Source organism: Labedella populi, from assembly GCF_004078655.1.
In the GTDB taxonomy this organism is placed as follows: domain Bacteria; phylum Actinomycetota; class Actinomycetes; order Actinomycetales; family Microbacteriaceae; genus Labedella; species Labedella populi.
Genome location: NZ_RZNC01000002.1, coordinates 596,986 through 608,299, shown reverse-complemented (window position 1 = coordinate 608,299; position 11,314 = coordinate 596,986). Strand labels below are relative to the sequence as shown.

12 protein-coding genes are annotated in these 11,314 nt (G+C 67.9%); 5 read left to right on the top strand and 7 right to left on the bottom strand.

What is annotated here, in order from left to right; translation table 11 throughout:
- Positions 1-290: 290 nt before the first annotated feature.
- From ELQ92_RS08455 to murI, 4 genes are all read right to left on the bottom strand, one after another.
- The gene (locus tag ELQ92_RS08455; protein ID WP_128498520.1) at positions 291-1,199 is read right to left on the bottom strand and encodes a cation diffusion facilitator family transporter; all 909 of its coding nucleotides are present in this window, start codon (positions 1,197-1,199) and stop codon (positions 291-293) included.
- Positions 1,200-1,320: 121 nt separating this feature from the next.
- On the bottom strand, positions 1,321-1,983 hold the full coding sequence (rdgB, locus tag ELQ92_RS08450; protein ID WP_243694935.1) for an RdgB/HAM1 family non-canonical purine NTP pyrophosphatase: 663 nt from the start codon (positions 1,981-1,983) through the stop codon (positions 1,321-1,323).
- Entirely contained in the window at positions 1,980-2,726 is a 747-nt protein-coding gene (gene rph / locus ELQ92_RS08445; protein WP_128498519.1) for a ribonuclease PH, read from the bottom strand. Before rph ends, rdgB begins: the two co-directional genes overlap by 4 nt.
- Positions 2,723-3,568: a glutamate racemase gene (gene murI, locus ELQ92_RS08440; protein WP_128498518.1), complete on the bottom strand. Its 846-nt coding sequence runs from the start codon at positions 3,566-3,568 to the stop codon at positions 2,723-2,725. The genes rph and murI overlap by 4 nt, the downstream gene beginning before the upstream one ends.
- A gap of 36 nt (positions 3,569-3,604) precedes the next feature.
- On the opposite strand from murI, the gene ELQ92_RS08435 reads away from it, so the two are divergent.
- Positions 3,605-4,903 carry a nicotinate phosphoribosyltransferase gene (locus ELQ92_RS08435; RefSeq protein ID WP_128498517.1) on the top strand — a complete coding sequence of 433 codons (1,299 nt, stop codon included), beginning with the start codon at positions 3,605-3,607 and terminating at the stop codon, positions 4,901-4,903.
- A 21-nt stretch (positions 4,904-4,924) separates the two neighbouring features.
- Here the strand turns inward: ELQ92_RS08435 and ELQ92_RS08430 are convergent, their stop codons facing one another.
- Genes ELQ92_RS08430 through ELQ92_RS08420 form a run of 3 tightly spaced genes read right to left on the bottom strand, consistent with a single transcriptional unit; the run spans position 4,925 to position 7,981 of the window.
- Entirely contained in the window at positions 4,925-5,215 is a 291-nt protein-coding gene (locus ELQ92_RS08430; protein ID WP_424979897.1) for a DUF3039 domain-containing protein, read from the bottom strand.
- A gap of 58 nt (positions 5,216-5,273) precedes the next feature.
- Positions 5,274-6,845: a hypothetical protein gene (locus tag ELQ92_RS08425; RefSeq protein ID WP_128498516.1), complete on the bottom strand. Its 1,572-nt coding sequence runs from the start codon at positions 6,843-6,845 to the stop codon at positions 5,274-5,276.
- Positions 6,821-7,981, bottom strand: coding sequence for an ABC transporter ATP-binding protein (locus tag ELQ92_RS08420; protein ID WP_243694934.1), 1,161 nt, complete (start codon positions 7,979-7,981; stop codon positions 6,821-6,823). Before ELQ92_RS08420 ends, ELQ92_RS08425 begins: the two co-directional genes overlap by 25 nt.
- A 196-nt stretch (positions 7,982-8,177) precedes the next feature.
- Between ELQ92_RS08420 and ELQ92_RS08415 the strand changes: the two genes are divergently transcribed.
- The 4 genes from ELQ92_RS08415 to ELQ92_RS08400 all read left to right on the top strand — a co-directional run bounded on the left by ELQ92_RS08415 (position 8,178) and on the right by ELQ92_RS08400 (position 11,291).
- Positions 8,178-8,675 (top strand): hypothetical protein, encoded by a 498-nt coding sequence (locus ELQ92_RS08415; RefSeq protein ID WP_128498515.1) that lies wholly within the window; start codon positions 8,178-8,180, stop codon positions 8,673-8,675.
- Between the two features lie 276 nt (positions 8,676-8,951).
- Complete coding sequence (locus tag ELQ92_RS08410; protein ID WP_128498514.1) at positions 8,952-9,644, top strand: phosphocholine cytidylyltransferase family protein; 693 nt, start codon at positions 8,952-8,954, stop codon at positions 9,642-9,644.
- 85 nt (positions 9,645-9,729) lie between these two features.
- On the top strand, positions 9,730-10,536 hold the full coding sequence (locus ELQ92_RS08405; RefSeq protein WP_243694933.1) for an ABC transporter permease: 807 nt from the start codon (positions 9,730-9,732) through the stop codon (positions 10,534-10,536).
- Positions 10,536-11,291: an ABC transporter ATP-binding protein gene (locus tag ELQ92_RS08400; RefSeq protein WP_128498513.1), complete on the top strand. Its 756-nt coding sequence runs from the start codon at positions 10,536-10,538 to the stop codon at positions 11,289-11,291. The genes ELQ92_RS08405 and ELQ92_RS08400 overlap by 1 nt, the downstream gene beginning before the upstream one ends.
- Positions 11,292-11,314 lie beyond the last annotated feature (23 nt).

The window sequence follows — 11,314 nt, the reverse complement described above, 5'->3', positions numbered from 1 at the left end:
TCTGCTGGGCCCACCACCAAAACATCGACACCGGCCCCTGGCGCATCAGCACGCCCAACGGCGTCCCCCACGTGAGAGGACCCGGACACCACGAGTGGACGCACGCCACGAAATCACGGGCTCGGCCGCCGCTTCCTGCTGCGGGCTGAGCAGGTCACTCGAGCAAAGGTGACCGCTCCGTCAACTACCTCACCTCGTCGCCCTACTCGTCTCCATACTCGTCGGCCGAAAAGTGAGTCCGAGCGACAGCGCCCGGAGAGCCGTCGTGTTCGTGCGTGCCCCGTCCGCTCTCAGCGGTGGTGCTGATCCTCGTGTGCCGCGTGAGCGGCCGGCTCGAGCTGGAACGTCGAGTGCTCGACGTCGAAATGCGCGGTGAGGCAGTCACCGAGTTCGTCGAGCAGCCGCCCGGCACCGTCTTCGCGGAAGACCGCCGCGTCGACCACGACGTGCGCGGAGAAGACGTGCCGTCCCGACGTGATCGCCCACACATGCACGTCGTGCACGTCGACGACGCCGGGCGTCTTCCGGATGTGCTCACGGATCACCTGGACGTCCGTCCCGAGTGGGGCGGACTCGTTGAGCACGCGCCACACGTCCCGGATGAGCATGGCCGCTCGCGGCAGGATGCCGGCGGCGATGAGCAGCGACACGATCGCGTCCGCCTGCACGAAACCAGTCGTCGCGATCACGATCGCCGCGACGATCACTCCCACGGAGCCGAACGCGTCACCCAGAACCTCGAGGTAGGCGCCCCGCATGTTGAGCGAGCCCTTCGCCGAACCGCGCAGAATGAGGAGGGACACGACGTTGGCCACGAGGCCGACCACCGCGACGAGCAGCATCGGCAGTGCCGCGATCTCCGCCGATCCGGGCTCCATGAGCCTCCGCACCCCTTCGATGCCGACACTCACAGCCACGACCGTGAGGATGAGCCCGTTGAGGAGGGCCGCGAGGATCTCGGTGCGCTGATACCCGAATGTGTGGCGATCGGTCGCCGGGCGGCGGGCGATGCCGATCGCGACGAGAGCGATGACGAGGCCCGTGAGATCGGAGAAGAGATGACCGGCGTCGGCGAGCAGCGACAGCGACCCGGTGAGGAGCCCGCCGAACGATTGCGCGACGAGCACGACCGCGACGATCGGGATGACGATCAGCAGACGCGACCTGTCGGCCTCGCCGTGCGCGTGATCGTGTCCCATACCTCCACCCTACGGCTTTGCAGGCCTCCTGGAACCGCTGATCAGCAGAAAGAAACGATCGTCGTTCCCATTATCGGAACAGGCAGGTCCGTCGAGCGCGCCGTGACCGTACCGCCCGGCGTCACTCGTCCCGCGCTGTGAGGATCATGCTCAACCGGGGAATGGCGTCGGCAACCGCGCGCGCCCGGTGCGAGGACGTGTTCTTCTCCTCGGCGCTCAACTCGGCCGCAGTGCGAGCGCCACCCTCGGGAATGAAGATCGGGTCGTAGCCGAAGCCGCCCTCTCCCCCGGGTTCCGTCGCGAGCGAGCCGGGCCACACACCCACCGCGACCGTCTCGTGCTCGGGAGTCCCGTCGATGCCGGGGACCACGATGGCGATATGGCATTCGAACCGCGCTCCCCGATCCGAGGGCGCGATGTCCCGCAGTTGAGCGAGCAGGAGCTCGAGGTTCGCCTGGTCGCCATGACCCGGCCCCGCCCAACGCGCCGAGAAGATTCCGGGGGCTCCGCCGAGCACGTCGACACAGATCCCGCTGTCGTCGGCGAGAGCGATGCGACCGGTGTGCGCGGCGGCGGCGCGCGCCTTGATGAGGGCGTTCTCGGAGAACGAAAGCCCGTCCTCGACGGGCTCCGGCCCGTCGTACGGAAGCACCGTGACGCCCGGGAGCGCCTCGCCGATGATGCGCTGGAACTCCTCGACCTTGTGCGCGTTGTGGGTCGCGAGCACAATCTCGGCGAGAGCGGCCCCGCGCTCGGGCACGCCGCCGGCACCCTCGTCGCTCACGCCGGCGCTCCGTTCTGCAGTACGGAACGCTGGATGGCGGCCAGTTCGGCGGAACCGGCGACCGCCAGGTCGAGGAGCGAGTCGAGCTCCGCGCGATCGAATGGCGCACCCTCAGCCGTTCCCTGCACCTCGACGAACTGCCCTCGCCCCGTCACGACGACATTCATGTCCGTCTCCGCGCGGACGTCCTCGACGTACGCGAGGTCGAGCATCGGGGCGCCGTCGATGATCCCGACCGACACGGCAGCGACACTGTCGGTGAGGGGCACGGCGTTCTTCCCGATGAACTTCTGCTCGCGCGCCCAAGCGATCGCGTCGGCGAGCGCGACGTACGCACCCGTGATCGCTGCGGTGCGCGTACCGCCGTCGGCTTGAAGCACGTCGCAATCGATCACGACGGTGTTCTCGCCGAGCGCCTTCGTGTCGATGACGGCCCGCAGACTGCGACCGATGAGTCGCGAGATCTCGTGCGTCCGACCGCCGATACGGCCCTTCACGGACTCGCGATCCATACGATCGTTCGTCGAGCGCGGCAGCATCGCGTACTCGGCCGTCACCCATCCCTTCCCCTTGCCTTGCAGCCACCGGGGCACGCCGTTCGTGAATGACGCCGTGCAGAGCACCTTCGTCTTCCCGAAGGAGATGAGGGCCGACCCCTCGGCCTGCTCGCTCCACCCCCGCTCGATCGTCACGGGACGGAGCTGGTCGGCGGTGCGCCCATCGGCGCGGATGATGTGGGTCACGGGTTGCTCCTCGGTGCGGGGTGGAGGGTGGAGAGGTCGATGGCGCCCGTCTGCACGAGGTCGACGCGGTCGATCTCCGCGCCGAGCAGCCGGTTAGCGAGATCGCGGAAGTCGTCGGCACTGTTCCCCGTCGCCTCGTAGCGGCGAGTCGGGGGTTCCGGCGACGTGCGCTCGAGGCCACGCGAGACGAGCTCGCGATACACGTTGTTCGCGGTCTCCGAGTCGCTCGAGACGAGCGTCACATCCGGCCCCATGACGTAGGAGATGGCGCCCTTGAGGAACGGGTAGTGCGTGCAGCCGAGGACGAGAGTGTCGACACCGGCATGTCGCAATGGGGCGAGGTACTCCTCGGCGACCGCGAGGACCTCGGACCCGGTCGTGACCCCGGACTCGACGAACTCGACGAAGCGCGGGCAGGCCTGGGTGAAGAGCTCCAGCTGCGGCGCGGCCGCGAAGGCGTCCTCGTACGCGCGGGAATTGATCGTACCCACGGTCCCGATCACGCCGACACGTCGATTCCGCGTCGCCGCGACCGCGGTCCGGACGGCGGGCTGGATGACCTCCACGACGGGCACGTCATACCGCTCCCGGGCATCTCGGAGCATCGCGGCGGATGCGGTGTTGCACGCGATCACGAGCATCTTGACGCCCTGAGCCACGAGGTCGTCGAGCACTTCGAGCGCATAGCGACGCACGTCCGCGATCGCCTTCGGCCCGTAGGGAGAACGGGCCGTGTCCCCGATGTAGAGGATGGATTCTCGCGGCAGCTGGTCGTGGATCGCCCGCGCAACGGTCAGCCCACCGACTCCAGAGTCGAAGATCCCGATCGGCGCATCTGTCACGAGCATCCAGCCTAGTCGCGTCGGTAGGCTGACGAGGTGAGCACCTCAACCGCCCTGCATACCGATCGTTACGAACTCACCATGGTCGACGCGGCCATCGAGAAGGGCACGGCCCACCGCGAGGCCGTCTTCGAGACCTTCGCCCGTCGACTCCCCGGTGCCCGACGCTACGGAGTCGTCGCCGGCACCGGCCGACTCGTCGACGCGATCATGCGGTTCCGTTTCCGCGACGAGGAGCTGTCCTGGCTGTCGGAAGCGCACGTCGTCCGCCCGGCGACGATCGATTGGCTCGCCGACTACCGATTCTCCGGCGACGTCTGGGGCTACCGTGAGGGGGAGGTCTACTTCCCGGGCTCCCCCGTGCTCGTCGTTCAGTCGAGTTTCGCCGAGGGCGTCGTCCTCGAGACCCTCGTCCTCAGCATGCTGAACTACGACACCGCGGTCGCGAACGCGGCGACCCGGATGGTCACCGCGGCGGCGGGACGGCCACTCGCGGAGATGGGCTCGCGCAGAGCGCACGAGGAGGCCGCCGTCGCGGCGGCCCGCGCCGCGTACATCGCCGGCTTCGGCGCGACGAGCAACCTCGAGGCGGGGCGTACCTGGGGTATCCCCACGATGGGGACGGCCGCTCATGCCTTCACGCTCCTCCACGACTCCGAGGAGGACGCTTTCCGCGCACAGGTCGCCGCCCTCGGCCCCGGTACCACGTTGCTCGTCGACACGTATGACATCCCGACGGCGGTCGACACCGCCGTTCGGGTGGCCGGCACCGAGCTCGGCGCGGTGCGGCTCGACTCCGGCGATCTGCCGACTCTCGTCGTCGACGTGCGAGAGCAGCTCGACGCCCTCGGCGCCACGGGCACGAAGATCACCGTGACGAACGACCTCGACGAGTATGCGATCGCGGGGCTGTCCGGCTCCCCCGTCGACTCCTACGGTGTCGGGACCTCCCTCGTGACAGGCTCCGGCGCTCCCGCCGCCGGCATGGTCTACAAACTCGTCGCCCATCGTGACGATGACGGCGCTTGGGTCTCGGTCGCCAAGGCGTCGGCCGACAAAGTCTCCCTCGGCGGCCGGAAGCGCGCCTACCGGCGTCTCGACGGAGGCATCGCGACGGCCGAGGTCGTCCGCACGTCCTCCACGGCGGCCACACGCGCGGGCGAGCGAGAACTCCTGACGCCGCTCGTCGCAAACGGCGAGCCGATCGGTGACGTCCTCGGCACCGTGGGCGTCGCAGCGGCCCGCGCTCACCGCGAGAAGGCCGTCGGGGAGCTGCCGGCTGCCGCGTTCCGACTCACGCGCGGCGAGCCGGCACTCCCGACGATTTACGAGTAGGGGTTCACTCGGCGCCCGCGCTCACTCCTTCTTGAGCTTCTCGTAGATCTCCTTGCAGCTCGGGCAGACGGGGAACTTCTCGGGGTCGCGTCCCGGAGTCCACTTCTTCCCGCAGAGCGCCTTCACGGGCTTTCCCGTCATGGCCGACTCGAGGATCTTCTCCTTGCGGACGTAGTGGGAGAAGCGTTCGTGATCGCCCGGCTCGATCGCCTCGTCCTCGAGGAGCTTCTCGAGCTCGCGGTCGAGGACGCTCGTTGATCCTCCGTCGGGCGTTCCTGTGGGATCCATCGTCCTGAAGCTGGGGATCTGCATCCCCCTATTCTACGACCGACGGTGGCGAGAGGAGCAGGAGGTCGCCGCGCCCGCTCGCCTAGACGCTCGTCGCGAATCCGATGATCTCCGGTCCGCGCCGGTCGAAGACGCGGCCACCGGAGAACACCCCGGCGGCGAGCACCACGAGCCCGCTCCCGATTCCCACGAACAGGGCGACGAGATGCCAGGTCGGCGACTCGAAGAGCCCGCGAGCCGCGAACCAGAACGTCGGCAGCGCGAGCAGGATCGTCGCCACGAGGCTCACCGACTGCGACAGCACGGCGGGACTTCCACTCGTCTGTGGCTGTTGGAACGGGCCGTCCCCCGGCAGCACAGCGGCATAGGGCAATCGCGCCGATACCAACGATGAGACCCCGACGCCGATGAGGAGCAGGCTCGACGATACGCCCACGATGGACGGGAACGCGCGCCAGTCGCCATACATGACGGCCGTGACGGCGGAGCCCGCCGCGATCAGGACGGCGCCGATGAGGAGGATCGGGACCGTGCGGCCGAGGCGGTCCGCCCATCCGCGCACCCCGGACGCCACGTGCAACCAGACCGCGCTCGAGTCGAGTGCGAGTTCGTTGTGGAGGGACCACCCGAGGAACAAGCACATGACGGGCAGCGGCAGCAACACCAGCGGTTGAGCCGGCACCCCGGCGATCAGAAGCGGCGCGATCATGAGGAACGGCACCACCGGGATCACGAGGAGGGGCGCGAGGTAACGGGAGTCGCGGGACCAGTACGTGAGGCTTCGGGCCGCGATGGCTCCGACGGCACCGCCGGGGAGGGCGTCGAACCAGCCGAGACCGCCGAAGCTCTTCGTCGGCGCGTCACGAACGGGAGAGACCACGAGGCGCGCGACGAGAGCCTCCCAGACGCGCCAGAGCAGGGCCACGGTCACGAGAGCGATGAGCAGCTTCAGCACCGCTGTCCCTGTCGAACCGCTCGCGGCGTCACCGGGCGCCGACCACACGGCACCGAACGGGGTCCAACTGACCACCGAAGCGGCACGGCCGAAGACGGTGAACCCGGCGTTTCCCCAGTCCATGCTCGCGAGCAGCGCGATCGCGGGGATCACGAGGACGATCACGAGCAACCACAGCATGCCGGCGAATTCTCGTGTACGGCGCTGCGACAGGAAGACGGACCCGACGGCGATGGATATCCGACCGAGGAGGACACACGTCGCCACAGCGAGGATCGCGCACACCACGGCCAGGACCATCGGAAGCGGTCCGCGTGACCACGTCACGACGGTCGCGAGGCTGAGCACCGCCATGATGACGGCGGGCACTCCGACGAGTGCCGCGAGGGCGAGACCCCGTGCGAGCGGTCGCGGGGCGAGTCCGAACAGCGCGAATGCCCGGGGATCCATGGGGTCCTCGAGCCGGAAGAGCAAGGGCACCGTCGCGAAGCCCAACACGACGAACGAACCCGCGACGACGAGCAGGTCTCGCGCGTTTCCGGCCTCGACGAAACGCAAGGCGAAGAGCCCGAGCCCGAGGAGCCACACGATCGCGATTCCGACGCCGATCCCGACGAGCAGTCCGAGCATCTGCTTGGGCGTCCGGCGCAGTGCGCCGAGCGTCGACTGGAGTCTCAGCCGGAGAAGCTGTGCAACCATTCCATCCCCTCCGCGGCCTGTCGTCCCCCGGCGAGCTCGAGGAACCTCTCCTCGAGCGAGACGGGTCCCCGGACGTCCTCGACCGGACCGGCGGCGAGGACCTGCCCCTCGACGATGATCGCGACGTGGTCGCACACCCGCTGGATGAAGTCCATGCTGTGGCTCGACAAGACGACCGTGCCGCCGTTTCCCACGTACGACTGGAGGATCTCGACGATGCGTGCCGCCGAGACGGGGTCGACGGACTCGAAAGGCTCATCGAGGACGAGCACACGTGGTGAGTGGATCATTGCGGCAGCGAGCGAAACCTTCTTCACCATGCCTGCCGAGTAGTCCGAGACCAGTCGCCCCATAGCGTCTTGAAGCCCGAAGGCCGTGGCCAGGTCGTCGACGCGGCTCCGCACCACACCGCTCGTCAGCCCGCGGAGCATTCCCGCGTAGTAGAGCAGTTGGGCCCCGGTGAGACGGTCGAAGACGCGTAAGCGGTCGGGAAGCACACCGATCGTGCGCTTCGCGGCCGCCGGATCCGACCAGACGTCGATCCCGTTCACCGTCACGGTTCCCTCGTCGGGTCTGAGCAATCCCGTGATCATCGAGAGCGTCGTGGTCTTCCCGGCGCCGTTCGGACCCACGATTCCGTAGAACGAACCGGCGTGGACGTCGAGGTCGAGGTGATCGACGGCGTGTGTGTCACCGAAGCTCTTCGTGAGTCCCCGTACCGAGACGGTGCCGGAGTCCGGGAGCGCGTCATCGAGACGGACGGGAGCCGCCTCGTCGTCGGTGTGGCCCGCGGGCTCGACCGGAAGCACCACGGTGACGGCGGTCTGCTCGGCGACGGAGGGGACATCGTGTTGCTCGTCGGTTTCGCTGGCGACGACCGACTCGTCCTCGACGGTGCCATGCTCTGCGATGTCACCGTCGGCCGCGTCGGCTCCGGCCGTGGCGGCTTCTGCCGTGGCGGCTTCTCCCGTGGCGTCGTCGCCCTCCGGCGCAGTCGGACGCGGTGCGAAGAACCGCTTGACCCGCTCGGCGAGTCCTCCCGCGGTCGGTTTCCGGTCGGCGCGCTCGACCGGCGCCTCACCGCCGATCTCCTCCGATCCCTCCGTCGAGCCGACCATGCGACCCTGCGCGAACACGACGGCGGCCTCGGCGGCCGAGATCGGCGGTAGCGGCGGTAGCGGCGGTAGCGGCGGTAGCGGCGGTAGCGGCGGTGCTACGGTCGTTTCCGCAGTCGTTTCCGCCGTCGGTTCCAGCGCTCGGTCACCGCCGGCCCCGCCCTCGGGGCCAGGAGCCTCGGGGCCAGGAGCCTCGGCGGGCGCGGAGGACGTCGACGTGTCGGTCGCGCTCTCGACAGAGGCCGTCGTGAGAGGTTCGGGCGCGTCGGGCGCCGGGCCTGACGCCTCTGGGGTCGTCTCCGTTCCGCTCTCCGCAGCAGCTGCAGCCGCTGCGGCCTCCTTCGCCGCTTTGCGTCGCGCGGCTGCCGCCTTCGCGGCCGCCGACCGGACCGGATCGGGAGTGCGCTTCGGTCCGCCCGAGGCGGGCTTGCGCGTCGACCCACTCGAGCGCGGCGACGCGGAGGTCGTCGCCGGCTCGACGACGGCGTCAAGAGCGTCGGAGGACGCCGCAGCGGAGGAACGACGGTTGGTCGAGGGGGTGGACGCGGACTTCGTGGAGGAGGACGATGTGCTTCGTGAGGACTTCGAGGTTCGGGCCGTCGATGACGTGGACCGCGCCGGCGACTTCTTCTTCGGGGCCCCCGTACTTCCGGTCGGCGCAGCGGCCGGGGTCTGCTCGGAATGGGTCGACGGCGTCTGGTCGTCGTCGTTCTGAGTGGGATCGGAAGTCACCGCTTAAACCTACCAAGGGCCGCGTGGACCCGCCCGGGGGTGTTGACACCCGCGGCTTCCGGAGCCTGGGAAAGGCCCGAACGGCGTATCACGAAAGCACAACGACACTGTCAACCCTGCTGACCCCCGCACGGGTGTCCGGATATCGTGTACGAGGACATAACGGGGTGTCATCTCATCGACTTTCGGGTGAACTGCGAGTGAACGATCTAGCGGATCGCGCCACAGGGTCCCCTGATTTCCAACGAAGGAGCATTTCGTGACCACTCAGGTAGTGATTCTCGCCGCCGGCATGGGAAGCCGACTCGGACGGTCCCTCCCCAAGCCCCTCACCGAGTTGAGCGACGGCCGCACCATCATGCAGCAGCAGTTCGACAACATCCACCATGCCTTCGGCAAGCGCGCCAAGGTGACGGTCGTCGTCGGGTACAAGCTCGAGCACATCGTCGAGGCCTTCCCCGACGCTTCGTTCGTCTACAACGAGCAGTACGACCAGACCAACACGTCGAAGAGTCTGCTCCGCGCTCTCCAGGCATCTCAGCCGGGCGGCGTGCTGTGGATGAACGGCGACGTGGTCTTCGACCCGCGCGTCCTCGACCGCGCCGCCGAGATGATCGCGCGCGACCAGTCCTTCGTGACCGTCAACACTGCGAAGGTGTCGGACGAAGAGGTCAAGTACACGACAAGCGCTGAGGGCTACATCCAGAAGCTCTCGAAGACCGTCAAGGGTGGACTCGGCGAAGCGGTCGGTATCAATTACATCTCGGCCGCCGACAAGGCGATGCTCGTGCGCCATCTCCAGCGCGTCGACGCGCAGGACTACTTCGAGCGCGGCATCGAACTCGCGATCGAGCAGAACCGGATCCTCGTCGAGCCCGTCGACATCTCGGACCTCTACGCGGTCGAGGTCGACTTCGCCGAGGACCTGGACCGGGCGAACCTCTTCGTCTGATCGTCTCTCTCGGTCCGATCGTCGTCTGGGGACCGGCACGCGCGTCTCGCGCGTGCCGGTCCTTTTTTGCCGATAAGTTGGTGCTGTGAGTGAACCAGACCCGGTGAGCCCGACGAGAAGGTCGCCCGCTTCCCGGTATCGGCATGCGCTCCTCCTGCTCACGAGCCGCGATCTGCGCGTGCGGTACTCGACGAGCGCGCTCGGCTACCTCTGGTCGATCCTCGATCCGCTCGTCATGGCCGGGATCTACTGGTTCGTCTTCTCGGTCGTCTTCGATCGGGGTGGACGGATCGGAGAGCAGCCGTACATCGTGTTCCTCCTCGTCGCACTGCTGCCCTGGATGTGGTTCAACGGCGCGGTGTCCGACAGCACGCGCGCGTTCCTGAAGGACGCGAAGCTCGTGCGATCGACGTCGATCCCCCGCACCATCTGGGTGAATCGGATCGTCGCCTCGAAGGGTGTCGAGTTCGTCGCATCGTTGCCCGTCCTCGCGGTGTTCGCGATCGTCGCGGGTGCGCCCGTGGGACTGGGTGTCCTCTTGTTCCCGGTGGCCTTGCTCGTCCAGGCGGCTCTCACGATCGGCGTCGGAATGCTCGTCGCCCCGCTCGTCGTGTTCTTCCGCGACCTCGAGCGGGCCACGAAACTCGCCTTGCGGTTCCTGTTCTACGCGTCGCCGATCGTTTACGGCACGACCGATCTTCCCGAGCAGCTGCACTTCTGGGCCGCCTTCAATCCCCTCAGCGGCATCTTCTCCCTGTACCGCGCGGCGTTCTTCCCCGCCCAGTTCGACGGGTTCCTCGTCGCCGTGTCGGCCGGGATGTCCCTCCTCATCCTCGCTCTCGGCCTCGTCGTCTTCCGACGGAGCGAGCGCGCCGTTCTGAAGGAGCTGTGATGGTCGATCAAGAGATCGCGATTGCCGTGAGCGGCGTCGGTATCCGTTTCCGCCGCAACCGACGGGGCAGGCGCAGCTTCAAGGACCTCCTCGCCGGGCGCAGTCGGCGATCGCGCCCCAACGAGTTCTGGGCGCTCCGCGGAGTGGACGTCACCGTGGCCCGTGGTGAATCGATCGGCGTCGTGGGTCGAAACGGCCAGGGCAAGTCGACCCTCTTGAAACTCGTGGCTGGTGTCGTCCTTCCGGACGAGGGCACGATCTCCGTCACCGGCGGCGTCGCCCCCCTGATCGAGATCACCGGCGGCTTCGTCGACGACCTCTCGGTCCGTGACAACGTCTACCTCACCGCCGGCCTGCACGGCATGACGCGTGCACAGATCGACGCACGTTTCGACGAGATCATCGGGTTCGCCGAGATCGAGGACTTCGTCGACACGCCGTACAAGCACCTTTCGAGCGGAATGAAGGTGCGCATCGCCTTCAGCGTCATCTCCCAACTCGACGAACCGATCCTGCTCGTCGACGAAGTGCTCGCCGTCGGTGATCGCGCGTTCAAGGCGAAGTGCTACGCGCGAATCGACGAGATGCTCGCGGGAGGGCGGACCCTCTTCTTCGTGTCCCACAATGAGAAGGACTTGCGCCGGTTCTGCGAGCGGGGTCTCTACCTCGACAAGGGCGCACTCGTCCTCGACGGCCCCATCGGAGACGTCCTCGACCGCTACAACGACGACTACAACCGCCCCGCCGCCTCCTGACGCACCAACGGCGTCTTCCCCGG

Excerpts from the sequence above, each read along its gene's own strand:
- ELQ92_RS08400 (WP_128498513.1), top strand. The coding sequence starts at position 10,536 with ATGGTCGATCAAGAGATCGCGATTGCCGTGAGCGGCGTCGGTATCCGT.
- ELQ92_RS08430 (WP_424979897.1), bottom strand. The coding sequence starts at position 5,215 with ATGCAGATCCCCAGCTTCAGGACGATGGATCCCACAGGAACGCCCGAC.
- ELQ92_RS08455 (WP_128498520.1), bottom strand. The coding sequence starts at position 1,199 with ATGGGACACGATCACGCGCACGGCGAGGCCGACAGGTCGCGTCTGCTG.
- ELQ92_RS08425 (WP_128498516.1), bottom strand. The coding sequence starts at position 6,845 with ATGGTTGCACAGCTTCTCCGGCTGAGACTCCAGTCGACGCTCGGCGCA.